Annotated in this window: 23 protein-coding genes; 10 read left to right on the top strand and 13 right to left on the bottom strand. The window is 60.5% G+C overall.

From position 1 onward, the window contains the following. Positions 1 to 3: 3 nt before the first annotated feature. The gene (gene nhaR / locus BMZ57_RS16430) at positions 4 to 906 is read right to left on the bottom strand and encodes a transcriptional activator NhaR (protein WP_010211336.1); all 903 of its coding nucleotides are present in this window, start codon (positions 904 to 906) and stop codon (positions 4 to 6) included. A gap of 134 nt (positions 907 to 1,040) precedes the next feature. On the opposite strand from nhaR, the gene BMZ57_RS16425 reads away from it, so the two are divergent. The 4 genes from BMZ57_RS16425 to mnmH all read left to right on the top strand — a co-directional run bounded on the left by BMZ57_RS16425 (position 1,041) and on the right by mnmH (position 4,295). Beyond that, positions 1,041 to 1,292, top strand: a complete 252-nt coding sequence (locus BMZ57_RS16425) for a hypothetical protein (protein WP_069672717.1) — start codon at positions 1,041 to 1,043, stop codon at positions 1,290 to 1,292. A gap of 28 nt (positions 1,293 to 1,320) precedes the next feature. Next, a complete protein-coding gene (locus BMZ57_RS16420) occupies positions 1,321 to 2,073 on the top strand; it encodes a TerC family protein (RefSeq protein WP_010211333.1) in 753 nt (250 codons plus the stop codon). 93 nt (positions 2,074 to 2,166) lie between these two features. Next, positions 2,167 to 3,201 carry a selenide, water dikinase SelD gene (gene selD / locus BMZ57_RS16415; protein ID WP_010211332.1) on the top strand — a complete coding sequence of 345 codons (1,035 nt, stop codon included), beginning with the start codon at positions 2,167 to 2,169 and terminating at the stop codon, positions 3,199 to 3,201. Then, positions 3,201 to 4,295 carry a tRNA 2-selenouridine(34) synthase MnmH gene (mnmH, locus tag BMZ57_RS16410; RefSeq protein WP_069672716.1) on the top strand — a complete coding sequence of 365 codons (1,095 nt, stop codon included), beginning with the start codon at positions 3,201 to 3,203 and terminating at the stop codon, positions 4,293 to 4,295. The genes selD and mnmH overlap by 1 nt, the downstream gene beginning before the upstream one ends. A 110-nt stretch (positions 4,296 to 4,405) precedes the next feature. Here the strand turns inward: mnmH and BMZ57_RS16405 are convergent, their stop codons facing one another. Both BMZ57_RS16405 and BMZ57_RS16400 read right to left on the bottom strand, forming a co-directional pair. Then, positions 4,406 to 5,461, bottom strand: a complete 1,056-nt coding sequence (locus BMZ57_RS16405) for a permease (protein WP_010211330.1) — start codon at positions 5,459 to 5,461, stop codon at positions 4,406 to 4,408. Positions 5,462 to 5,505: 44 nt separating this feature from the next. Beyond that, on the bottom strand, positions 5,506 to 6,207 hold the full coding sequence (locus tag BMZ57_RS16400; RefSeq protein ID WP_021492025.1) for a hypothetical protein: 702 nt from the start codon (positions 6,205 to 6,207) through the stop codon (positions 5,506 to 5,508). 250 nt (positions 6,208 to 6,457) lie between these two features. Here BMZ57_RS16400 and BMZ57_RS16395 point away from each other — a divergent pair, with 250 nt between their 5' ends. From BMZ57_RS16395 to hemB, 3 genes are all read left to right on the top strand, one after another. Then, a complete protein-coding gene (locus tag BMZ57_RS16395) occupies positions 6,458 to 7,156 on the top strand; it encodes a glutathione S-transferase N-terminal domain-containing protein (protein ID WP_010211328.1) in 699 nt (232 codons plus the stop codon). Positions 7,157 to 7,159: 3 nt separating this feature from the next. Further along, positions 7,160 to 8,002, top strand: a complete 843-nt coding sequence (locus BMZ57_RS16390; protein ID WP_044286961.1) for a PhzF family phenazine biosynthesis protein — start codon at positions 7,160 to 7,162, stop codon at positions 8,000 to 8,002. 116 nt (positions 8,003 to 8,118) lie between these two features. Then, complete coding sequence (gene hemB / locus BMZ57_RS16385; RefSeq protein ID WP_010211326.1) at positions 8,119 to 9,093, top strand: porphobilinogen synthase; 975 nt, start codon at positions 8,119 to 8,121, stop codon at positions 9,091 to 9,093. A 54-nt stretch (positions 9,094 to 9,147) separates the two neighbouring features. Here hemB and BMZ57_RS16380 read toward each other — a convergent pair whose 3' ends face one another. Further along, positions 9,148 to 9,762, bottom strand: coding sequence for a LysE family translocator (locus BMZ57_RS16380; protein WP_010211325.1), 615 nt, complete (start codon positions 9,760 to 9,762; stop codon positions 9,148 to 9,150). Positions 9,763 to 9,909: 147 nt separating this feature from the next. Here BMZ57_RS16380 and BMZ57_RS16375 point away from each other — a divergent pair, with 147 nt between their 5' ends. Next, the gene (locus tag BMZ57_RS16375; RefSeq protein ID WP_010211324.1) at positions 9,910 to 10,995 is read left to right on the top strand and encodes a DUF1615 domain-containing protein; all 1,086 of its coding nucleotides are present in this window, start codon (positions 9,910 to 9,912) and stop codon (positions 10,993 to 10,995) included. Here BMZ57_RS16375 and BMZ57_RS16370 read toward each other — a convergent pair whose 3' ends face one another. Further along, positions 10,996 to 11,844, bottom strand: a complete 849-nt coding sequence (locus BMZ57_RS16370) for a DUF4349 domain-containing protein (protein WP_069672707.1) — start codon at positions 11,842 to 11,844, stop codon at positions 10,996 to 10,998. Between the two features lie 149 nt (positions 11,845 to 11,993). On the opposite strand from BMZ57_RS16370, the gene BMZ57_RS16365 reads away from it, so the two are divergent. Then, complete coding sequence (locus BMZ57_RS16365; RefSeq protein WP_044286963.1) at positions 11,994 to 12,410, top strand: PaaI family thioesterase; 417 nt, start codon at positions 11,994 to 11,996, stop codon at positions 12,408 to 12,410. A gap of 187 nt (positions 12,411 to 12,597) precedes the next feature. Here BMZ57_RS16365 and BMZ57_RS16360 read toward each other — a convergent pair whose 3' ends face one another. The 3 genes from BMZ57_RS16360 to BMZ57_RS16350 are packed head-to-tail and all read right to left on the bottom strand — an operon-like array spanning position 12,598 to position 15,183. Further along, positions 12,598 to 13,779 (bottom strand): acetyl-CoA C-acetyltransferase, encoded by a 1,182-nt coding sequence (locus tag BMZ57_RS16360; protein WP_010211321.1) that lies wholly within the window; start codon positions 13,777 to 13,779, stop codon positions 12,598 to 12,600. 11 nt (positions 13,780 to 13,790) lie between these two features. Next, on the bottom strand, positions 13,791 to 14,450 hold the full coding sequence (locus BMZ57_RS16355) for a CoA transferase subunit B (protein WP_010211320.1): 660 nt from the start codon (positions 14,448 to 14,450) through the stop codon (positions 13,791 to 13,793). A gap of 34 nt (positions 14,451 to 14,484) precedes the next feature. Continuing rightward, positions 14,485 to 15,183 carry a CoA transferase subunit A gene (locus tag BMZ57_RS16350; protein WP_010211319.1) on the bottom strand — a complete coding sequence of 233 codons (699 nt, stop codon included), beginning with the start codon at positions 15,181 to 15,183 and terminating at the stop codon, positions 14,485 to 14,487. A gap of 133 nt (positions 15,184 to 15,316) precedes the next feature. Here BMZ57_RS16350 and BMZ57_RS16345 point away from each other — a divergent pair, with 133 nt between their 5' ends. Continuing rightward, entirely contained in the window at positions 15,317 to 16,222 is a 906-nt protein-coding gene (locus tag BMZ57_RS16345) for a LysR family transcriptional regulator (RefSeq protein WP_069672706.1), read from the top strand. Positions 16,223 to 16,281: 59 nt separating this feature from the next. Here BMZ57_RS16345 and BMZ57_RS16340 read toward each other — a convergent pair whose 3' ends face one another. The 5 genes from BMZ57_RS16340 to BMZ57_RS16320 form a co-directional block, all read right to left on the bottom strand. Continuing rightward, positions 16,282 to 16,611, bottom strand: a complete 330-nt coding sequence (locus BMZ57_RS16340; protein ID WP_010211317.1) for a hypothetical protein — start codon at positions 16,609 to 16,611, stop codon at positions 16,282 to 16,284. A gap of 546 nt (positions 16,612 to 17,157) precedes the next feature. Beyond that, a complete protein-coding gene (locus tag BMZ57_RS16335; protein WP_010211316.1) occupies positions 17,158 to 18,003 on the bottom strand; it encodes an NAD-dependent protein deacetylase in 846 nt (281 codons plus the stop codon). A gap of 8 nt (positions 18,004 to 18,011) precedes the next feature. Continuing rightward, positions 18,012 to 18,452 carry a CBS domain-containing protein gene (locus BMZ57_RS16330; RefSeq protein WP_016977364.1) on the bottom strand — a complete coding sequence of 147 codons (441 nt, stop codon included), beginning with the start codon at positions 18,450 to 18,452 and terminating at the stop codon, positions 18,012 to 18,014. A 131-nt stretch (positions 18,453 to 18,583) separates the two neighbouring features. Beyond that, positions 18,584 to 20,533, bottom strand: coding sequence for a DNA topoisomerase III (locus BMZ57_RS16325; RefSeq protein WP_069672714.1), 1,950 nt, complete (start codon positions 20,531 to 20,533; stop codon positions 18,584 to 18,586). Between the two features lie 227 nt (positions 20,534 to 20,760). Beyond that, entirely contained in the window at positions 20,761 to 22,386 is a 1,626-nt protein-coding gene (locus tag BMZ57_RS16320) for an MFS transporter (protein ID WP_010211312.1), read from the bottom strand. Positions 22,387 to 22,415: the final 29 nt, after the last annotated feature.

Genomic DNA, 22,415 nt, shown 5'->3' with positions numbered 1-22,415 from the left:
CCGTCAGGGCAGGGTGGTGAACAGCTCCCGTCGAGCGCCTTCGGTAATCGCCACGATGCCGGGGTGCTTGACCTTGCGTTCCACCGAGATCGCGTAGAACGACTCGGTCACCGCCACGGTCTGGCCAATCAGCGCCACGCCGTACTGGCGCACCACTTCATCGGCAATCACGCTGGGGGCGATAAAGATCCCGCTGCCGGATTGGCCGAATGCCTGCATCAAGGCGCTGTCGTCGAATTCACCGATGATTTTTGGTTGGATCTGCTGTTCGGCAAACCAGCGCTGCAAACGGCTGCGGACCACGGTTTCCGCCCCTGGAATCAATAGTGGCGCGCCGTGCAGGCATTGTGGGAAATCCCCGCCGTATGTGTCAGCCAACGCCTGGGTGGCGAAAAAGCTGATGCCACACTCGCCCAACTTCTGGCTGTAGCCCTTGATGTCCAAGTGTGTCGGCATGGGGCTGTCGGAAATCACCAGGTCCAGGCGCTGGATGGCCAGGTCGGCCAGCAGGCGTTCGAGCTTGTCTTCGCGGCAGGTAATGCGGATCGCCTCGCTCAACTCCATGGTCGGCGCAATCAATCGGTAGACGATGGACTTGGGCACCACATCCGCCACGCCGACGCGGAACAGGATCTGCTGTTCATTGGGCTGCGCGCGCAGCATGGCCTCCAATTCATTGCCGGTCTGGAACATCTGCTCGGCATAGGGCAGGGCCTGGCGTCCGGCTTCAGTCAATTCCAGCTGACGGCCGACGCGCTGAAACAGCGCGATACCAAAGGTTTGTTCCAACAGGCTAATCTGCCCGCTGATGGTCTGGGGCGTGAGGTTAAGCTGCTCACACGCACGCACGATGCTGCCAGTCTTGGCCACCACCCAGAAATAGTGCAGTTGTCGGTAATTGAGCATGGCAACCATAACTTCGTAAAAATCGAAGTATACGCGAGAAAAATACGAATTTTCCTGAACTGTTCACCTGCATAGAATGCCTCGCTATCGCGGGGCCACTATCTGGACCCAATGGTTCTAACGAGGAAGACATCATGAAACTCAATTCCCTGGGCGCGGCATCGTTGCTTGCGCTTTCATTGGTGGTGATCAGCGGCTGCGATCAGGTCGAAAAAAGCGCGCAGCAGGTGCTGGGCAAGGCCACCGAATCGGCCAAGCAAGCCATCGATGACACGCATAAGGCGGCCGAGCAGGCATTGAGTGAAGCGACAAATGGCCTGATCAACCCACAGAAGAAGGATGATCAGGAAGAGAAAGAAACAGAATCGAACAGCACAGAAGCCTAATTTTCCCGCACAACGTCAGGACTGACCTATGGATTACCTTTTACAACTGGCCGCCAGCCCCACCGCCTGGGTTGCCCTGGCGACCTTGATCGTCATGGAGATCGTGCTGGGCATCGATAACCTGATCTTCATCTCGATCCTCACCAACAAGCTGCCGGAGCAGCATCGGGCCAAGGCGCGGCGCATCGGTATCAGCATGGCGTTGGTGTTGCGTCTGGGCCTGTTGAGCACCATCGCGTTCATCGTGCAGTTGACCGCGCCGGTATTCGAAGTGTTTGGCCAGGCGTTTTCGTGGAAGGACATGATCCTGATCGCCGGTGGCCTGTTCCTGGTGTGGAAGGCGACCACCGAGATCCATCACAGCATGGACCCGGAGCCGGAAGAGAAGGAAACCAGCGCTGGCAACGTCGTGGCCATCGGTTTCGCCGCGGCCATCGGCCAGATCCTGTTGCTCGACCTGGTGTTCTCCATCGACAGCATCATCACCGCCGTGGGCATGACCGAGCACTTGCCGATCATGATCATTGCCGTCGTGACCTCGGTGATCGTGATGCTGGTGGCGGCCGAGCCGTTGGCCAAGTTCATCAACGACAACCCGACCGTGGTAATGCTGGCCCTGGGCTTCCTGATCATGATCGGTATGACGTTGATCGCCGAAGGCTTCGGCGCCCATGTGCCTAAAGGCTACGTGTATGCGGCCATGGCGTTCTCGGCGGCGATCGAGTGCCTGAACATCGCCCGACGTAACCGTCACAAGCGTTTGCTGGCTGCCCGTCAGTAACCGCTGCACCCAATAGGCCGGCTGCGCTCACAAGAGCCCAGCCGGCTTTTGCTGTCTGTTAGAATTCGCGCACTTGATAGCGTGAGGTCCACCATGAACGAGCCGATTCGTCTTACCCAGTACAGCCATGGCGCGGGATGCGGTTGCAAGATATCGCCCCAGGTATTGGAGGTGATCCTCGCCGGTAGCGGCGCACAGAACCTCGATCCCAACCTGTGGGTGGGCAACGCGTCGCGCGATGACGCGGCGGTGTACGCGATTGATGACGAGCGCGGCGTGGTCTCGACCACTGACTTCTTCATGCCGATTGTCGATGACCCCTTCGATTTCGGCCGGATTGCTGCCACCAACGCAATCAGCGACATCTACGCTATGGGCGGCGACCCGCTGATGGCCATCGCCATTCTCGGCTGGCCGGTCAATGTGCTGGCGCCGGAGATTGCGCGGGAGGTGATCCGTGGCGGCCGTTCGGTATGCGATGAAGCCGGTATTCCCCTGGCGGGCGGTCACTCCATCGACGCCCCGGAGCCGATCTTCGGGCTGGCGGTGACCGGCATCGTGCAAAAGCGCCATATGAAGCGCAATGATACCGCTACCGTCGGTTGCCGCCTGTATCTCACCAAGCCCATTGGCATCGGCATCCTGACCACCGCTGAGAAGAAGGGCAAGTTGCGCGAGGCAGACATCGGCCTCGCACGTGACTGGATGTGTACCCTTAACAAGCCTGGCAGCCGTTTCGGCAAACTGGCGGGGGTAACGGCCATGACCGACGTCACTGGCTTCGGCCTCTTGGGACATTTGGTGGAAATGGCTGACGGCAGCGGGGTGTCGGCACGCATCGAATACGCAAAAGTCCCACGCCTGCCTGGGATTGAGGACTACTTGGAGCAGGGCTGTATGCCGGGGGGGACCCTGCGCAACTTTGACAGTTATTCCAGCAAGCTCGGGCGTCTGCAGGAGTTGCATAAGCGCGTGCTGTGCGATCCGCAGACCAGTGGCGGGCTTTTGATAGCGGTCACCCCCGAGGGCGACGCCGAGTTCCATTCAGTGGCCGCGGAACTGGGCCTGAGCCTTGAGCCTATCGGCGCATTGGTTGAGCGACAGCGCCACGCGGTAGAGGTGTTTTAATGGCGACTGACATCACTGACTACCGCGACATCTTCCTCAATGACCGGCCGATGATGGACACCCGCGCGCCGGTCGAATTCGTCAAAGGCGCGTTCCCTGGGACCGTCAACTTGCCGCTGATGACCGACGATGAACGCCAGCGTGTCGGCACCTGCTACAAGCAGCAGGGCCAGCAAGCGGCAATCGTGCTCGGGCACGAACTGGTGTCCGGCGCGATCAAGGCGCAACGCATCGAACAGTGGGCGCAGTTCGCCCAGGCCAATCCCGAGGGCTACCTGTATTGCTTTCGCGGCGGTCTGCGTTCGCAGATCGTGCAGCAATGGCTAAAGACCGAGGCGGGCATTGAATACCCGCGTGTCGGCGGCGGCTATAAGGCCATGCGGTCCTTTTTGCTGGAGACCCTCGAGCAAGCGGCCACACAATGTGATTTCGTGTTGCTGGGCGGTATGACCGGCACCGGCAAGACCGAAGTCCTCGGCCAGTTGCGCAATGCCCTGGATCTGGAGGGGCATGCCAACCATCGCGGTTCCAGCTTCGGTAAGCGTGCTACGGGCCAGCCGTCCAACATCGACTTTGAAAACCGCCTGGCAGTGGACCTGCTGAAGAAACGTGCCGGCGGCATCGAGGGATTCGTGGTCGAGGACGAGAGCCGCATGATTGGCAGTTGTGCGTTGCCGTTGCCGTTGCACAAGGGGATGCAGACTTATCCCATGGTTTGGCTGGAGGACAGCGTCGAGGGGCGAGTCGAACGCATCCTGCGCGATTATGTCGTGGACCTGTGTGCGGAGTTCGTCGACGTATTTGGCGAGCAGGGCCACGCGCTGTTTGCCGAGCGGCTGACCCAGAGCCTGGCCAATATTCACAAGCGCCTCGGTGGCGAACGTTTCCAGCGACTGCAAGCGGTGATGCAGGACGCCCTGGCGGAGCAGGCGCGCAGTGGCGCAGTGGATTTGCATCGGGTCTGGATCGAGGGGCTGCTGCGCGAGTACTACGACCCGATGTACGCGTTCCAGCGTGAAAGCAAAGGCGCGCGGATCGAGTTTGCCGGGGAGCAGGGCGCGGTGGTGGAGTATCTGCGCGAACGAATGGGGTGAACTTTTCGGGTGCCATCGCAGGCACGCCGGCACCCACAGGCTGGTGTGTGAACACCGTCAAACGTGCAAGCTGGCGTGCCTTCGATGAGCGCCTGAAGCTCATCCAAAATCTAAAGAAGCACCGCTCCGATCAACCCACACACCACTCCCACCAGCATGGTCAATCCGGCAACCGTTGCCAGCACTCGCGCATCAAAATCCTTACGCAGCATCAGCAGTGACGGCAGGCTCACACTGGGCAAGGTCATCAACAGGGCCACGGCCGGGCCGGTGCCCATGCCCAGGGCCATCATGGTTTGTACGATAGGTATCTCTGCCGCCGTAGGAATCACGAACAACGTGCCGACAATCGCCAATGGCACCAGCCACACCAGGCTGTTGGTCATGGCCCCATCCACATGCGGGAACAGCCACACCCGCGCCGCGCCCAGGATCAGCACCGCCAGGATGTAGACCGGGATGGTGCTCCAGAACAGTTGCCACAGGGTGCGCAGCCAGCGGCTCAGGAAGGGTTGGGACTCGACAACGCTGACTTCGGCCATCGCCTCCAGCGCTGGCTCAGGAACCTGATCCGGCCGCGAAATGCGCTGCGCCACCAGCGACACACCCACCACCAACACAATGCCTGCCACCAGGCGTAACGCGGTAAAGCCCCAGCCCAGCACAAAGCCCATGAATACCAGGGTGGCAGGGTTGAGTACCGGGTTGGCGATCCAGAAGGCCAGCGCCGCGCCCACGGACACCTGCTGGCGGCGCATGCCTGCCGCAACCGGTGCCGCGCAGCAGCTGCACATCATCCCCGGCAAGGCAAACAGCCCGCCGCGCAAGGTAGACCCGAGTCCGGCACGGCCAAACAGGCGCAGCAGCCAATCGCGGGGTATCAGCACTTGCAACAGCGAACCGAGGATCACCGCCAGCACGGCGGCCTTCCAGATCGCGAGGAAATACACTTGGGCATAGGCCAGCGCAGCGGCCAGTGGCGCGCTTTGCTGATCGTTGAGGATCGAAGCGCCGATGCTGTGGTTGTCGGCGGCCACGAAGGCCTTGAGGTAGTAGGGCGACCACTTCACGTAGTAGAGGCCAACACAGGCAATCAGCAGGAACAGCGCTGGTTTCCACCAGAAAGACCAGCCTCGGTTGGGCTGGGATGAAGTGACGTTGGGCATGGTGTGAGTCCGCAGGTGAGTCAATAGCGACGCATCATACGCTGTCAGCTATCGGCACTCACTTGTGTCGGTGCCGGGCACCCTTCGGCGCCGTCGTTCAAGCCTTGCTTGTAGTTGCGGCTCAGCAAGGAGGCCTTGCCGTTGTGCCAGGTCAGCGTCAGTACATACAGCGTGTCGTAGTCGCTGCCGGACCAGTCGTCGGTGATGGTGTGTTTTTCGCCCGACGCTTCACTGGCCACCTTGTTGATCAGCTCCGGCAGGTAGCCGTGGGACCATGCGGTGTAGATGGTGGCGTTGTGGTACTTGTCTTCCACCAGCTCGTCGGCGAGGGCGCTGGTGTCATTCGCGGAAAACTTGATGTTCACCGGCAGGCCCAGCTTGATGGCGCTGGGGCTGATGGTCATCAGCGGTCGAATATAGCTGTAGGAATTGTCCAGCTCGCCTTCTTCCACATTGCGTGTCGGGTTGGCGGCGAAGACGAAATCGGCCTTGCCGAATTTGTCTGGCAATACCGTGGCCAGGTTCATTGCCCGGTTGAGGCCCTGGCAATTGAGTTGCCCCAGGCCCCCGGCGGGTTTTTCACCATGGCGCAGGAACACCAGGGTTTGCACGCCATCCACGGGTTCGGCGCTGCTGATGCGCGATTCCAGGGTCAGGCCGAGAGCGCCGCCAACCAATAACAGCGGCAACATGATGTATGAATATCGTTTCAGATGTCGCGCAAGGCACAAAGGCTTGATGGTCATTAGTGTCGAGTCTTCAGTGCATCGGGTTAAGGCGGACAAGCCCGGCCCCAGTAACGCATCCGGCGTCCTGCGGTGTTCCCTGTCGATATAACGCGTTGCCTCCATTCACTGTTTGAGCGTACTTGAGAGTGCCCGCGGGCCTATTGGTTCGCCCAAACGGGATAATAGCCAGCAGTTATTGCGCATTGATGACTCATGCAGGACGCGTGGTAGATGACTATCATGGTTGCTTTCTGCCCAGGTACTTGCGATGAACCCACTCGCCGCTTTCCCGATCAACAGCAAATGGCCTGCTCAGCATCCCGAGCGCTTGCAACTCTATTCACTGCCGACGCCCAACGGAGTGAAAGTCTCAATCATGCTCGAAGAGCTGGGCCTGCCCTATGAAGCGCACAAAGTCAGCTTCGAGACACAGGACCAGTTGTCTCCCGAGTTCCTGTCCCTGAACCCCAACAACAAGATCCCCGCGATCATCGACACCAATGGCCCCGGCGGTTCGCCACTGGCGCTGTTCGAGTCCGGCGCGATCCTGATCTACCTGGCGGAAAAAACCAGCCAACTGCTCCCCGAAGACCCGGCCACCCGCTATGAAACGATCCAATGGCTGATGTTCCAAATGGGCGGTATCGGCCCGATGTTTGGCCAGTTGGGTTTTTTCAATAAATTCGCCGGCAAGGCCTACGAAGACAAGCGTCCCCGCGATCGTTACGCCGCCGAATCCCGGCGCTTGCTCGACGTGCTGGAGAAACGCCTGCTGGGCCGTACCTGGATCATGGGCGACGAGTACAGCATCGCTGACATCGCGACCTTCCCGTGGATCCGCAACCTGATCGGCTTCTACGAGTCCGGTGACCTCGTGGGCATTGCCGACTTCCCTAACGTGCTGCGCGCGCTGGACGGTTTCGTCGCACGGCCGGCAGTGATCCGTGGCCTCAATATTCCGAGTTAAAGCATGCCGACTTTCGATTTCAAGCAACTGGACGTCTTCAGCCGTGTGGCGCTCAAAGGCAACCCGCTGGCGGTGGTGTTCGGTGCAGACAGCCTGACTGACCAGCAGATGGCGGACTTCGCCAATTGGACCAACCTCAGTGAAACCACGTTTTTGCTGACACCGCGTGATCCAAGGGCTGACTATCGGGTGCGAATTTTCACCACCTTGACGGAGCTGCCGTTCGCCGGGCACCCGACGCTGGGCAGTTGCTACGCGTGGCTGCAGGCCGGCGGGGTTTCAAAAGGCGAGGAGATCATCCAGGAGTGCGAAATCGGCCTGGTGCGTATCCGTCGCCAGGGCGAAGAACTGGCATTTATCGCGCCACCGTTATTGCGCTCCGGGCCGCTGGAGGCCTCGTTGGTTGAACGCGTGCGCTTGGCGCTGGGCCTTGCACCCGAGGCCATCGTGCGCAGCCAATGGGTCGACAACGGCGCGGGCTGGCTGGCGGTGATGCTGGCTGACCGCAATCAGGTATTGGCTCTACAACCGGACTATTCGCAACTGCTCGGTTTGGCAGTGGGGGTGATTGCACCGTGCGACCCTGCTCACGACGATGTGGACGCGCAGTTTGAGGTCCGCGCCTTCATCGCGGGTGATGGCGCCCCGGAGGACCCGGCCACCGGCAGCCTGAACGCTGGCGTCGCCCAATGGCTGCTGGCCGAAGGCCTGGCGCCTGAGTGTTATGTGGTCAGCCAGGGCACGGCCATTGGACGGGCGGGGCGGATTCGCGTCGAGCGTCAGGGCGATGAAATCTGGGTAGGCGGTGCGGTGGCCGTCTGTATCGAAGGGCGACTGCAGCTCTAGATCAATGAATTGTTACGGGCGGCGCAATACACTATTGGCCCCTCGGCGTTTGTGCTGCCGGGGCGAAGGGGCATAAGCTTTCGCCCCAAAGATTTCTGCCTTCTGATAGGAAAGCCATGACCAGCCAGTTCCCCCAAGCCCGCCCACGCCGCCTGCGCCGCTCTCCGGAGCTGCGTGGTTTGTTTCAGGAAAGTGAATTCACCCTCAACGACCTGGTGTTGCCGATCTTCGTCGAAGAAGAAATCGACGACTTCGTGCCCATCACCAGCATGCCCGGTGTATTGCGCATCCCTGAGAAAAAACTGGCCGGTGAAGTCGAACGCTATGCCCGTGCCGGCATCAAGTCGGTCATGACCTTTGGCGTGTCACATCACCTGGATGCCAGCGGCAGCGACACCTGGAAGGAGCGTGGCCTGGTCTCGCGCATGTCCTCGATCATCAAGGACGCCGTGCCGGAAATGATCGTGATGTCCGACACCTGCTTCTGTGAATACACCGACCACGGTCACTGTGGTGTGATGCACGGTGCCCATGTCGACAACGATGCAACCCTGGTCAACCTCGGCAAGCAAGCCGTGGCTGCCGCCCGCGCCGGTGCTGACGTTATTGCGCCTTCGGCAGCGATGGACGGCCAGGTCCAGGCGATCCGCCGCGCGTTGGATGATGCGGGCTTCACCCATATCCCGATCATGGCGTACTCGACCAAATTCGCCTCGGCCCTATACGGCCCGTTCCGCGAAGCCGGGGGCAGCGCGCTCAAGGGCGACCGCAAAAGCTACCAGATGAACCCGATGAACCGCCGCGAAGCGGTGCGCGAGTCGCTGCTGGACGAGCAGGAAGGCGCGGACGCGCTGATGGTCAAGCCAGCCGGTGCCTACCTCGACATCATCCGCGACATCCGCGAAGCCTCGCGCCTGCCGGTGGCGGCGTATCAGGTCAGCGGAGAGTACGCGATGATCAAGTTCGGCGCCCAGGCGGGTGCGATTGATGAGGACCGCGTGGTGCGCGAGACCTTGGGATCGATCAAGCGTGCAGGTGCGGACCTGATTTTCACCTACTTCGCGATGGACCTGGCGCTGGCCGGGATCTAACTCCATCCCCACGGTAGGCGCTGGCAAACCAGCGCCTACCGTTTTTTCGGTGTGTCAGCGCTGCGCAAACGCCAGGTTCAACCCCAGCCCCGCAAAGGCCGCCGCAAAGCTGCGCCGCAACCAATTCTGAACCCGTGGCGATTCGATCACTGCGCGGCGAAATACATTGGCCAGCAGGCCATACACCACGAACACCGCAAACGTCATCCCCATGAAGACAGCACTCAGCACCAGCATTTGCAGGGCCGGCGCAGTGCTGCCAGGCGTGACGAACTGGGGCAGGAAGGCCAGGAAAAAAATCGTCAGCTTAGGGTTGAGAATGTTCATCAACAGGCCGCGCAACATCAGGCTTCGTGCACTGGACAGCGTAGGGGTTTCGCTGACCGCAAAGGCCGAGCGGTCCCTCCAGGTGGCGTATGACACGTAGAGCAGGTAGGCAACGCCTGCGTACTTGAGCATATCGAACGCCAATGCGCTGGTGTGCAGCAGGGCGGAAAGGCCGAGTACCGACGCGAGCAAATGCGGGATGATCCCGGCGGTACAGCCCAGCGCTGCGAATACACTGGCGCGCTTGCCGGCGGTGAGGCCGGTGGACACCGTGAATATCACACCGGTGCCGGGGATCAATACGACAATAAGGCAGGTAATCAGGAAGTTCAGGCTGAGCATGGCATTCAAACTCCGTGTACGAATGGTCGATGACCGATCCTGTCACGTTTTACGGGTCACTGGCGAGTGCACAAGGTGGGCGAACCCTGGTTAGACTTGCCGGTCGATATCTGCAACGCCTGGCCCGTCGCCATCCAAGGAAGCCCAATGTATTCAAGCCGCCTGTTCCTCTGCCTTGCCACTTTGCTGGTGCTGGCCGGTTGCTCTACCACGCGCAACCCGCAACAGCCGGAGCGCAGCGAGGCCGAGGTGAAGGCGCAGATCGCGCGCCTGCTACCGGCCCAGGTGCCTGACCGCAAAGGTTGGGCCGAGGATATCTACACCGCCTTCGACACCCAAAAAATCTACCCCAGCACAGAAAACATCTGCGCCGTGCTGGCGGTTACCGAGCAGGAATCCACTTTTCAGGTCGACCCGCCGGTACCGAACATGGGCAAGATCGCCCAGGATGAAATCCTGCGGCGTGCCGGAAAAGTCCACGTACCGGCGTTCGTCGTACGCAGCGCACTGCAACTGCGCTCGCCCACCGGCAAGACCTACGCTGACCGCCTGAGTGCCGCGCGCACGGAGAAAGACCTGAGCGCCATCTTTGATGACTTCATCAGCATGGTGCCCCTGGGCAATACGCTGTTTGGTGGTTTCAACCCGGTGCATACCGCAGGCCCGATGCAGGTGAGTATCGACTTTGCGCAAAAACAGGCGCGGGGTTATCCCTACACGGTGGACGGCACCATTCGCCGCGAAGTCTTTACCCGCCGGGGGGGTATGTACTTTGGCATCGCGCATTTGCTCGGCTACCCAGTGAACTATGACCAGCCGTTGTACCGCTTTGCCGACTTCAATGCTGGCTGGTACGCCAGTCGCAATGCCGCGTTCCAGGCCGCCGTCAGCCGTGCGGCGGGCAAAGAGTTGGCGTTGGATGGAGATTTGATTCGCTACGGTTCACTGCTGCCGGGCACAACTGAGCTGGCGGTGCGTTCATTGGGCGCCAAGCTGGACATGCGCAACCCCAGCATCCGCAGCCAGTTGGAGCAGGGCGAGCAGCTGGATTTCGAGGACACCACGCTCTACAAACGCGTGTTTGCCCTGGCCGACAAGGCGGCGGGCAAGCCGATGCCACGGGCGATCCTGCCGGGCATCGCGCTCAAGAGTCCCAAGATCACCCGCAACCTCACCACCGCCTGGTTCGCCAAACGGGTGGATGAGCGGTATCAGCGTTGCCTGAAACGCTGATCAATTTTTGTTCGAGCGGGGCTCCTGTGGTGAGCGGGCTTGCCCGCTCACCACAGGACGGCTCCTCACTACAAAGCGCCGCCACAGCCATACCCACAACCACACCACCGGGAATGCCAGGATCACGAACGGCAGCACATAGCTTGACCGCTCTAGGGCGTCGGCGGTGCCTTCCACCAAGTTGTCGCCCAGGTTGTTGAACATCCGGCTGAACCGTGACTGCTGGTTCGCACCGTCGGAGGAGCGGAAATTCAGGGTCACACGGTTAGTGTCGAGTCGGCGTTGCTGGCCGGCGGCGACCTGCGCCAGTTCCTGCAGTTCGTTTTCAATGCCCGCCTGTTCCTTGCTCAAGGCAATCAGGTCACTGACGGTGATGTCTTTGCGCTTGGCCAGTTCGTCGAGGCGCAGTTGCTGGGATTGCAGCCGATCCTGGCGACGGCGCACATCGGCAACGGCATCGGCCAGGTCTTCGGCGGTGGTAATGCGCTGGCCGAGCGTGCCACCTTCAGCGGCCATCGCGACCATCGGCTCAACACCGGTGGGCGCGATGCGCAGGATGATCTGACCGCCACTGCCGTTTTCGGTGATGCCGAGGATATTGCAGGCGCCAAAGCGCGCGGTTTCGCAGGCTTCGCGGGTGGCCTGCATGCGCGGTGCGAGCAGGGCGCCGGGCAGGGCCAGGCTCAGTTCGTGTTCGTAGGCCAATTGAGCGCCGGCACGGCTTTGTTCGCCGTTGATCACCCTCGCGCGCGAAGAGTCACTGGGCGAGCAGCCGACCAGCGCCAGGCCGGCCAGTAGCATCAAAATTGGTCCACGAAGTGGGTGGGATTTGCCGTCCGTGTGGCGCATTGCAGTTCCTTGAAGGGGGCGGTGCGGCGATTAAAGCGGGTCTGGTGGATTAACGCAAAGCATCGCAGGGGATTTGCGTGATGGATGGTCATGGCCGCTGGTACCGGCGAGGCGTACATCTCAACCCTCACGCTAAGGAAGAGCCCGTCATGATCACTCACGTCGTACCAGAAGGCTTTGTTTCACTGCCGCGCAGCAGTCCCTTGCTTGATCTGCTCGGCCCGGCATATTGCCGAGGGGAGGGGCTGCAATTGGAAATCGGCCTGCGTGCCGACAATCGTCACGCCAATGGACGCGGCACCGTGCATGGCGGAGTGTTGGCGACCCTCGCAGATATCGGCATGGGTTATGCGATGGCGTTTTCCAGTGAGCCGCCGTTGCCGTTGATTACCGCGAGCATGACCTTGGATTACCTGGGTGCAGTGCAGGTGGGGGAGTGGGTTGTGGTGCGCTTGGAACATCACAAGCGGGGGCGGCAGATGGCGTTTGCCACGGTGAGCCTGCAGGTGGGGGAGAAGGTGGTGGCGCGGGCGAGTGCGGTGTTTGCGGTGCCGCGTTCTGACTGACGATTGGAGGTCAAATGTGGGAGCTGGCTTGCCTGCGATAGCGGTGGGTCAGGTTAACCATCGGGTACAGGTAGACCGCCATCGCAGGCAAGCCAGCTCCCACATTGACCGTGTCCTTTCAGGGGATCGAGAAGAAGAAAAGGCCCGGTTTTCGTGGAACCGGGCCTCTTCTATGTTGCTCTTTGAATCAGCTGCGTTCGAGAGCGAGGGCCACACCCTGGCCGCCACCGATGCACAGCGTTGCCAGGCCTTTCTTGGCATCGCGCTTGATCATTTCGTGCAACAGCGTCACCAGCACACGGCAGCCAGACGCGCCGATCGGGTGGCCGATGGCGATGGCGCCACCGTTGACGTTGACCTTCTCTGCATCCCACTCCAGCTCTTTGCCCACCGCCAGGGATTGCGCGGCGAAGGCTTCGTTGGCTTCGATCAGGTCCAGGTCGCCCAGGCTCCAGCCGGCTTTGTCGAGGCAGCGGCGGGTGGCCGATACCGGGCCAATGCCCATGATGGCAGGGTCTACGCCCGCATTGGCGTAGCTGGCGATGCGCGCCAGTACCGGCAAGCCGAGGGCCTTGGCCTTGTCGGCGCTCATCAGCAGCACTGCAGCGGCGCCGTCGTTGAGGCTGGAGGCGTTGCCGGCGGTGACGCTGCCGTCTTTTTTGAACGCAGGTTTCAGTTTGGCCAGGGACTCGGCAGTGGTGCCGGCGCGCGGCTGCTCATCCACGGCGAAGGCCACCGGGTCGCCTTTGCGCTGGGGAATCAGGATCGGGGTGATCTCATCGACAAAGCGCCCCGCTTCGATAGCAGCAGTGGCTTTTTGCTGGGACGCCGCAGCGAAAGCGTCCTGGGCTTCGCGGCTGATGCCGTACTTGTCCACCAGGTTTTCGGCGGTGATGCCCATGTGGTAGTCGTTGAACGCATCCCACAGGCCATCGGTGATCATGCTGTCGATCATTTTGGCGTGGCCCATGCGCAAACCGGTGCGGGCGGCGGGCAGTACATAAGGGGCCAGGCTCATGTTTTCCATACCGCCGGCGATGATCACTTCGGCGTCACCGCAACGGATGGCCTGGGCACCCAGGTGCAGGGCCTTGAGGCCGGAGCCGCAGACCTTGTTTAAGGTCAGGCTCGGCACCGCGTGGGGCAGGCCGGCGAGGATCGAGGCCTGGCGTGCCGGGTTCTGGCCGCTGCCGGCGGTGAGTACCTGGCCGAGGATCACTTCATCCACTTGGGCCGGGTCGAGGCCGGTCTGTTCCAATAGGCGACGGATCACGGCGGCGCCCAGTTCCGGAGCCGGAATGCTTGCCAGCGAACCCTGGAAGCTGCCCACGGCGGTGCGGGTGGCAGCAACAATCACGACGTCTTGCATGGAATCTGTCCTCACTGGAAGTGCATTTCTGGAACGTGGTCCGGGACGATCAGTTTACCGGCGGTCTTGCTCACAATCTCTTCAACGCTGACGCCAGGTGCGCGTTCCTTGAGGACAAAAGCGCCATTTTCGATTTCCAGGTAGGCCAGGTCGGTCAATACACGCTTGATGCAGTGGGCGCCGGTCAGCGGCAGGCTGCACTGGCTGAGCAACTTTGACTCACCGTCCTTGGACGCGTGGGTCATGATCACGATGATGTTTTCTGCACCGGCCACCAGGTCCATGGCGCCCCCCATGCCTTTGACCAGTTTGCCGGGGATCATCCACGACGCGATGTTGCCTTGTACGTCCACTTCAAACGCGCCAAGTACAGTGAGGTCGACGTGGCCGCCGCGGATCATCGCGAAGGACTCGGCGGAGGAGAAGATCGACGCACCGATGCGTGCGGTCACGGTCTGCTTGCCGGCGTTGATCATGTCGGCATCAATGGTTTCTTCGGTAGGAAAAGGACCCATGCCGAGCAGGCCATTTTCCGATTGCAGCATCACTTCCATGCCTTCGGGGATGTAGTTGGCCACCAGGGTCGGAATGCCGATACCGAGGTTGACGTAGAAGCCGTCCTGCATTTCGCGGGCGACGCGTTGAGCCATTTGTTCGCGGGTAAGAGCCATTTTAGGTGTCCTTATTATTCGGGCTGGAGGCGGATTATTTGCGCACGGTGCGCTGTTCGATGCGCTTCTCGAACGTGCCGCAGATGATCCGGTCGACGTAGATGCCAGGGGTGTGGATCTGCGCCGGGTCCAGCTCGCCCGGTTCGACGATTTCTTCCACTTCGACCACGGTGATCTTGCCGGCGGTGGCGGCCAGTGGGTTGAAGTTCTGGGCGGTGTGGCGATAGATGACGTTGCCGAAATGGTCGGCTTTCCAGCCTTTGACGATGGCGAAGTCGCCGGTGATGGACTCTTCCATCAGGTAGGGACGACCGTTGAATTCGCGGGTTTCCTTGCCTTCGGCCACAGGCGTGCCAACGCCGGTAGCGGTGAAAAAGGCCGGGATGCCGGCGCCGCCAGCGCGCATTTTTTCGGCCAGGGTGCCTTGGGGGGTCAGCACCACTTCGATTTCGCCGCTGAGCAATTGCTTCTCGAACAGCGCGTTCTCGCCGACGTAGGACGCGATCACCTTGCTGATCTGCTTCTCTTCGAGCAGCACGCCCAGGCCGAAACCGTCGACGCCGCAGTTGTTGGAAACCACGGTCAGGTCGCGGGTGCCTTTGCGCTTGATCTCGGCGATGAGGTTTTCGGGAATGCCGCACAGGCCAAAACCGCCGGAGAGTACGGTCATGCCGTCTTCCAGGCCTGCCAGTGCTTCCTCGTAGGACGCCACGCGTTTATCGAAACCTGCCATATGCACCTCTTTTATTGTTTGTGGGCCAGCCAATGAACCGAGTGTTGCTCCGGCTGATTGATTTGTTAAGTTGTTTTTTAAGGTTGATTGATTTAAAAAACAGCATAGTCGCCGAACCGTTTGGAGTCGCGTCATGACAGTTAAACAGATGCGCGCGTTTCTCGCCGTGGCCCAAAGCCTGAGTTTTGCCGCCGCCTGCGAGCGTCTGCACCTTTCCCAATCGGCGTTGAGCCTGACCATCAAGGGCCTGGAAGAAGGGCTGGGCGGGCGTTTATTCAGCCGCAATACACGCAACGTTGCCCTGACGCCTGAGGGCGAGTCCCTGCTGCCCCTGGCGCGCCGGCTGATTGCCGACTGGGACAACGCTGAAGACGAACTGCGCCAGCGGTTCACCTTGCAGCGTGGCCGAGTGACCGTCGCGGCGATGCCATCGTTTGCGGGCAATTTGCTGCCACCGATCCTGAAGACATTCCGCGCGCGTTACCCTCAAGTGAATGTGACCGTGCATGACTTGATCAATGAGCAGGTGCTGGAGATGGTGCGCGACCGGCAGGTGGAGTTGGGCGTGGCGTTCGAGCCTGCGGAAGGTTCATCACTGGCGTTTACGCCGTTGTACCTTGATCGCTTCATCGCAGTGGTGCCTGGTGATTCGCCTTTGGCAGAGTGTGCTGAAATCGATTGGAACACCTTGCTGGAACAGCCGTTCATCACGTTGCAAAGGCCTTCCACAGTGCGGGTGATGCTGGAAGAACACCTGGGCGCTCTCCACATGAAGCTGCCGGTAGCCCTGGAAAGCCATCAACTGGCGACGGTGGGCAAGATGGTTGCCAGCGGTTTGGGCGTCAGCGCTGTGCCCGCGTTATGCGCACGGCAAATGGAGGAGGCGGGCGCTCATTGCATCACCTTGAGCGATCCGGTTATCGAACGGCCGATTGGTGTACTGACCAAGCCAGGGCATGAGCTGTCGGCGGCGGCGCAGGTGTTGTTTGATATTTTCCGGGATGAAGCGGCAAAGGGGCGGTTTCCTGCATTGTTATAAGACAGGCATTAAAAAGCCCGCTTGAACTAACAAGCGGGCTTAACTGTTTAATGCTGTTATCAGCAGTATCTATCAATCACTTTAACGTTCGATTGGCCTTTGAGGTTCTGCCATTCGGTATTAAGTGTGTGGAAGACCTGCTCGATGAAGTTGCGATCGGCGGCGGCTTTCTTTCCGACATAGCCCTGGCCACGACGGTACATTTTCAGGCGCGCTGCCAGTTCACGGTTATTGCGGTCGAACTCGGCTTCTTCGGTGTGGGGCGCCAGGCAGTCGATTTGGACTTCGCCCGATTTGCCAATCCACAGGATATGGTCGTCGAGTGTGTCTTTCTGCGCTGCGAACATCTCAGCCAATTCTTCGATAGTTGGTTGGTTGTTCAGATTCATGTGTAAGCCCCTTGACCAGTTGGCGATCTATCAGTTGGTTCGTTAAAACATCTTTAGTTGTCTCCGGTTAAGAAAACCGGGCGTCAGCGACTGTCTGCCGAATACGGGCAGGGTCTTGAACCTGATGCATGTAGTCTTGCTGATGAACTGCTACGCAATGCTTTCATAACGAAGACAAGCCGCATTTGAGCGCCTTGTACCGAGCCTCTCGGTCCGGTCAGCTTCATCAATCCGCCTTGTGGGCAGTGCACATCCGGAAAAAACAGCTCGGCGGTCAGACGAGCTTGTTCAAAACACTTGTTACCAACGCTCCCGATCCGGGAGACGTCTCGATAATGCAAGGACAAAAACGTTACGTCAACGATTATGTAGTGATTATTTTTTATCACTACATAAATCGCCGTTAGGACGGGAGAATGCAGGAGAACGTGACTTGGGCGTCATTTTCTGGAGGGGGGAGTCGTAGGGCCGAGCCAGTGAGTTCGACACAAAACACGGTAGGCGCCCGCAAGCCAGCGCCTACAGTTTTGATTGGCGGTGTACGGGTTACCGCAAACGGTCGGTCAACAACGGCAACAACCGCTCGCACGACGCCTGGATCTTCACGTGCAACAGCTCATCCCCTCGAGTCTTACCCAGGTTGATGGCAATGACTGGCTTGCTCTGTTCGACCATGGCTTTGCACAGGCGAAACGCCGAGTAGGCCATCAGCGACGAGCCCACCACCAGCAAACCCTCGGCATGCTCTACCGCATTCATCGCCCTGGCGGCTGTCGCCGGGGCTACGTTTTCGCCAAAAAACACTACATCCGGCTTCAGGCGCTCGCCATTGCAATGGGGGCAGCGGGGAACCTGGAAGTGTTCTTCAAACGCAGGATCGAGCAAGGTGTCGCCATCCGGTGCTTGCACCGCGTGGACGTGCGCCAGGTAGGGGTTGTCGATTTCCATCTGCCGCTGGATCGCATCACGCTGGCTGCGCAACTGGCAGTCCAGGCACAGCACCCGGTGCAGGCTGCCGTGCAGTTCGATCACGTCATGGCTGCCGGCTTGATCATGCAGGGTGTCGACGTTCTGGGTGATCAACCCGCTGATTCGCTCACGTTGTTGCAGCGCCGCCAGCGCCAGGTGCGCCTTGTTCGGTTGCGCGATGCGTACCCTCGGCCACCCCAGCATTGCTCGCGCCCAGTAACGGCGCCGCGCCTGCGGAGTGGCGAGGAATTCCTGGTACATCATCGGCGCCTTGCCCCGGCGCACGCCTTCGCTGTCGCGGTAATCGGGAATACCAGACGACGTGCTGATCCCCGCACCGGTCAATACCAGAAAACGCCGTTCCGCCAAGGCCCGGTACAGGGTGTCGAGGTGCTCCTCTGTATGTTCCAGCGTGTCGAGCATGGGTTCCCCTATTCGCCGCGGATGTATTGCTCCAGCTGTTTGATCAGGTCGGCCTGGTCGGCAATGGCTTCTTTTACAAGGTCACCGATGGAGAGCAACCCCAGCAGTTTGCCGTCTTCGACCACTGGCAGGTGGCGCAGGTGACTGTCGGTCATGATGTTCATGCACTCATCGACCTTTTTATGGGTGTCGACGGTGATCACCGGAGAGCTCATCACCTCATGGACTTTTGTGGTGACCGACGACAGCCCCTTGAGCATGATTTTTCGTGCGTAGTCACGTTCGCTGATGATGCCTACCACCACGCCATCCTGGACGACCGGCAAGGCGCCGACGTTTTTCTCCGACATCCGCACCAGTGCTTCAAACACGGTGTGGTCATGTTTGATGACATGGACTTCCTGGTTTTTCTGGTCCTTGGCTTTGAGCACTTGTGCAACGGTTTTCATGGCGGCCACTCCGGTGTTGTTGTTAGTGGGTCAGGGTCCCCATACAGAATCCTAGACGGCCCACGCCGCGGCAAGGTCCAAAGCGGCGTTAAACCCGTCGAAAAACGTCATTCGCCGGATTTTTTCGGTGTTTAACCGGCATTTGTCGGTTTTTTCGCCCGCTTGGGGCTGGCCGCCGTCTTGCGGGGCGCGCTTTTACGTTTCTTTTTCCACGGTGTGGCGCCTCGACCTGCCGGGCTGGCCGGGCCAGTGATGGTCATGCGCATGCCATTGCAGCGCGCGACTTGCTTGCTCATCCAGGCCGCCTGTTTGGCGACGAATTCTTCCAGGCTCATTTCGCCGCTTTGCACCATGTCCAGCGCCTGCTCCCAGATCGCGGTGGTGCCCGGGTCAGCAATCGCGCGGGGCACTGCATCGATCAGGCTGAACGCCGCCGGCGTGGCCGACAGCGCCTTGCCGTTCTTCACCAGGTAACCCCGGTCCAGCAACCCCTGGATGATGCCGGCGCGAGTGGCCTCGGTGCCGATGCCAGTGGTGTCCTTGAGCTTTTGCTTGAGCAGCGGATCTTCCACCAGCTTGGCGACGTTTTTCATCGCCTTGATAAGGTCACCTTCGGTGAAGGGCTTGGGCGGTTGGGTCCACAGGTCCTTGAGGTTGACCTTGGCCACCGCATAATCCTGGCCCTTCACCAATGCCGGCAATGCTTGTGGGGCTGGCGCTTCCCGCCCTTTTGCCGGCGCCAGGGCTTCTGGCAACGCGCGTTTCCAACCGGGTTCGATCACCACTTTACCCACCGCGCGCAACGCTTGCCCCGCGCAATCGAAGTCCGCCTGGGTGCGGTCGTATTCATGGTTGGGCAGGAACTGCGCCAGGTAGCGTGCACGAATCAAGGTGTACACCGCGCGGTGCTTGCCGGTGAGTTGCCCCACGTCCTTGCCGGCACCGGTAGGGATGATGCCGTGGTGGGCGCTGACCTTGGCGTCATTCCACGCCCGCGAGCGACGCTGGGTCTCGATATGTGGCATCAGTTCGTTCACCGCGGCATCGGCGCGCGCCAGTGCAGCAAGAATCTTCGGCGCTTCGCTGTGCTGGCTCAGTGGCAGGTAGCCGCAATCGCTGCGTGGGTAGGTGATGACTTTGTGGGTTTCATACAGCGACTGGGCAATATCCAGGGTTTCCTGGGCGCCAAGGCCGAGTTTCTTGGAGCAGATTTCCTGCAGGGTGCCGAGGTCGAAGGGCAGGGGGGCAACTTCGCGCATGCGCTCGGTGCGCAGCTTGACCAGCCGCGCGGTGGCGGCGTTGCGCATGGCGTCGGCGGCGTCTCGCGCCAGTTGCGGGTCGAGGCAGCGGCCCTGGTCATCACAGGCATCCTCGGCCGCGCGCCATTGGGCGGTGAACGTGATGCGCTCGTGCTGCAGGTCGACATCGATGGCCCAGTAAGCCACCGGTACAAAATCGGCAATACTGCGGTCGCGGTCCACCACCAGGCGCAAGGTCGGCGTTTGCACCCGTCCCACGGGCAATACGCCCTGGTAGCCGGATTGGCGCCCAAGCAAGGTAAACAGGCGGCTCATGTTCATGCCGATCAGCCAGTCAGCGCGAGAACGGCCCAGGGCCGAGTGGTACAGGCTGAAGGTCTCGGCGCCGGGCTTGAGGGCCGCCAGGGCTTTGCGGATGGAGGCGTCGTCCAGCGCCGACAGCCACAGCCGCTGGATCGGTCCGCGATAGCGGCAATGCTCCACCAGCTCACGGGCGATCATCTCGCCTTCACGGTCGGCATCGGTGGCGATCACCAGTTCCTGGGCCTCTCCCAGTAAACGCTTGACGGCCTTGAACTGGCTGGCGGTCTTGGGTTTGACGCGCATTTTCCATTTTTCCGGGACGATCGGTAGGTCGGCCAGTACCCAGCGCTTGTACTTCTCGTCGTAGGCGTCGGGCGGGGCGGTTTCCAGCAGGTGGCCGATGCACCAGGTGACCGTGACGCCATTGCCCAGCCAGCAGCCGTCGCCCCGGCGACTGGCGCCGAGTACGGCCGCGATATCCTTGGCCTGGGAGGGTTTTTCACAGAGGTACAGCCGCATGGTCATCACATCAGATCGGGTTGATGCCTTGCAGGATGCTCAGTCGGAGGGCTTTGATCAACCTTTATCTGTATGGATGTACAGCAATTTGTGTGGTCATCACAAAACAAATGTGGGAGCGGGCTTGCTCGCGAAGGCGGTGGATCAGTCAACTTTTCTGCGACTGATCCACGCTCTTCGCGAGCAAGCCCGCTCCCACAGGGGGGGCCAGTGTTCAGGAGACCGGGTTAGTTCTTATCGATATCCACATGCCGCGTTTCCTTGAGGCAGATCATTCCCACAATCAGGCTCACGCCGGTCACCACCACCGGGTACCACAGGCCATAGAAAATATCGCCGGTGTACACCACCAGGGCGAACGATACGGTCGGCAGGAACCCGCCAAACCAGCCGTTGCCGATGTGGTAAGGCAGGGACATCGAGGTGTAGCGGATACGTGTCGGGAACAATTCCACCATCAACGCTGCCAGCGGGCCGTAGCACATCGCGGCGATCAGGATCAGCGCCACGATCAGTACCACCACCATGGTCTTGTTGACCTGGGCCACATCCGCCGAAGACGGGTAGCCGGCGAGGGTCACGGCGCCGCGCAGGGCTTTTTCGTCAAACCCTTCGATCCGCACGTCGCCCACGCTCACCTGTACCGGGCTGCCGGCCGGGGCGGCGGCGCTGCTGTAAGGCAGGCCCTGCTTGACGAGGAAGGTCTTGACCTTGTCGCACGGGCTGTCGAATTTCGCCTTGCCCACCGGGTCGAACTGGAAGGTGCAGGTGGCCGGGTCGGCCAGCACGGTGATCGGTGCCTGGTTGCTGGCCTGGTCCATCGCCGGGTTGGTGTAGTGCGCCAGACTCTTGAAGATCGGGAAGTACAGTGCGGTTGCCAGCAACAGACCGAGCATCAGCACCGGTTTGCGCCCCACTTTGTCCGACAGCCAGCCAAAGAAGATGAAAAACGGTGCGCCAATCACCACGCTGATGATCAGCAGCATGTTGGCCAGGGCAGGGTCCATTTTCAGGAACTGCGTGAGGAAGAACAGCACATAGAACTGCGCCGCATAGAAAGTCACCGCCTGGCCGCCGTTGATACTGAACAGGGCAATCAGCACGATCTTGAGGTTTTCCCATTTGCCGAATGAATCGCGGATCGGCGACTTGCTGGCCTTGCCTTCCTCTTTCATTTTCAGAAATGCCGGCGACTCATGCAGGCTCATGCGGATCCAGGTGGAAATACCCAGCAGCACGATGGAGAACAGGAACGGAATGCGCCAGCCCCACACTTCGAACTGGTCCCCGGTGAAGTAACGGCAGGCCAGCACTACCAGCAACGACAGCAACAGGCCGAGCGTTGCGGTGGACTGAATCCAGCTGGTGTGGAACCCACGCTTGCCCGCAGGCGCATGCTCCGCCACATACGTGGCCGCGCCGCCGTATTCGCCGCCCAGCGCCAGGCCTTGCAGCATGCGCAGGACGATCAGGATGATCGGTGCCGCAATACCGATACTGGCGTAGGTCGGCAGCAGCCCGACGCAGAAAGTCGCCACGCCCATCAGGATGATGGTGACCAAAAAGGTGTATTTGCGCCCGATCATGTCGCCCAGGCGGCCAAACACCAGTGCACCGAACGGGCGCACCACAAAGCCGGCCGCGAAGGCCATCAAGGCAAAGATGAACGCCGTGGTGTCGTTGACCCCGGCAAAGAACTGCTTGCTGATCACCGCCGCCAGGGCGCCGTAGAGGAAAAAGTCATACCACTCGAACACCGTCCCCAGGGACGAGGCGAAGATGACCTTCTTGGATTCGTTGCGGGTGATGGCGGTATTGACCGCCGCGCCCAGGGGTTGAGCTTGTTCTGACATCGGGTAGCCCTCACAGTGATTATTTATTG

This window comes from Pseudomonas simiae, from assembly GCF_900111895.1.
GTDB lineage: Bacteria > Pseudomonadota > Gammaproteobacteria > Pseudomonadales > Pseudomonadaceae > Aquipseudomonas > Aquipseudomonas simiae.
This window is presented reverse-complemented; position numbering and strand designations above follow the sequence as displayed.

What these genes read in the sequence shown, in the direction of transcription:
- nhaR (WP_010211336.1), bottom strand. Translation starts at nt 906, where the DNA reads ATGCTCAATTACCGACAACTGCACTATTTCTGGGTGGTGGCCAAGACT.
- BMZ57_RS16425 (WP_069672717.1), top strand. Translation starts at nt 1,041, where the DNA reads ATGAAACTCAATTCCCTGGGCGCGGCATCGTTGCTTGCGCTTTCATTG.
- BMZ57_RS16420 (WP_010211333.1), top strand. Translation starts at nt 1,321, where the DNA reads ATGGATTACCTTTTACAACTGGCCGCCAGCCCCACCGCCTGGGTTGCC.
- selD (WP_010211332.1), top strand. Translation starts at nt 2,167, where the DNA reads ATGAACGAGCCGATTCGTCTTACCCAGTACAGCCATGGCGCGGGATGC.
- mnmH (WP_069672716.1), top strand. Translation starts at nt 3,201, where the DNA reads ATGGCGACTGACATCACTGACTACCGCGACATCTTCCTCAATGACCGG.
- BMZ57_RS16405 (WP_010211330.1), bottom strand. Translation starts at nt 5,461, where the DNA reads ATGCCCAACGTCACTTCATCCCAGCCCAACCGAGGCTGGTCTTTCTGG.
- BMZ57_RS16400 (WP_021492025.1), bottom strand. Translation starts at nt 6,207, where the DNA reads ATGACCATCAAGCCTTTGTGCCTTGCGCGACATCTGAAACGATATTCA.
- BMZ57_RS16395 (WP_010211328.1), top strand. Translation starts at nt 6,458, where the DNA reads ATGAACCCACTCGCCGCTTTCCCGATCAACAGCAAATGGCCTGCTCAG.
- BMZ57_RS16390 (WP_044286961.1), top strand. Translation starts at nt 7,160, where the DNA reads ATGCCGACTTTCGATTTCAAGCAACTGGACGTCTTCAGCCGTGTGGCG.
- hemB (WP_010211326.1), top strand. Translation starts at nt 8,119, where the DNA reads ATGACCAGCCAGTTCCCCCAAGCCCGCCCACGCCGCCTGCGCCGCTCT.
- BMZ57_RS16380 (WP_010211325.1), bottom strand. Translation starts at nt 9,762, where the DNA reads ATGCTCAGCCTGAACTTCCTGATTACCTGCCTTATTGTCGTATTGATC.
- BMZ57_RS16375 (WP_010211324.1), top strand. Translation starts at nt 9,910, where the DNA reads ATGTATTCAAGCCGCCTGTTCCTCTGCCTTGCCACTTTGCTGGTGCTG.
- BMZ57_RS16370 (WP_069672707.1), bottom strand. Translation starts at nt 11,844, where the DNA reads ATGCGCCACACGGACGGCAAATCCCACCCACTTCGTGGACCAATTTTG.
- BMZ57_RS16365 (WP_044286963.1), top strand. Translation starts at nt 11,994, where the DNA reads ATGATCACTCACGTCGTACCAGAAGGCTTTGTTTCACTGCCGCGCAGC.
- BMZ57_RS16360 (WP_010211321.1), bottom strand. Translation starts at nt 13,779, where the DNA reads ATGCAAGACGTCGTGATTGTTGCTGCCACCCGCACCGCCGTGGGCAGC.
- BMZ57_RS16355 (WP_010211320.1), bottom strand. Translation starts at nt 14,450, where the DNA reads ATGGCTCTTACCCGCGAACAAATGGCTCAACGCGTCGCCCGCGAAATG.
- BMZ57_RS16350 (WP_010211319.1), bottom strand. Translation starts at nt 15,183, where the DNA reads ATGGCAGGTTTCGATAAACGCGTGGCGTCCTACGAGGAAGCACTGGCA.
- BMZ57_RS16345 (WP_069672706.1), top strand. Translation starts at nt 15,317, where the DNA reads ATGACAGTTAAACAGATGCGCGCGTTTCTCGCCGTGGCCCAAAGCCTG.
- BMZ57_RS16340 (WP_010211317.1), bottom strand. Translation starts at nt 16,611, where the DNA reads ATGAATCTGAACAACCAACCAACTATCGAAGAATTGGCTGAGATGTTC.
- BMZ57_RS16335 (WP_010211316.1), bottom strand. Translation starts at nt 18,003, where the DNA reads ATGCTCGACACGCTGGAACATACAGAGGAGCACCTCGACACCCTGTAC.
- BMZ57_RS16330 (WP_016977364.1), bottom strand. Translation starts at nt 18,452, where the DNA reads ATGAAAACCGTTGCACAAGTGCTCAAAGCCAAGGACCAGAAAAACCAG.
- BMZ57_RS16325 (WP_069672714.1), bottom strand. Translation starts at nt 20,533, where the DNA reads ATGCGGCTGTACCTCTGTGAAAAACCCTCCCAGGCCAAGGATATCGCG.
- BMZ57_RS16320 (WP_010211312.1), bottom strand. Translation starts at nt 22,386, where the DNA reads ATGTCAGAACAAGCTCAACCCCTGGGCGCGGCGGTCAATACCGCCATC.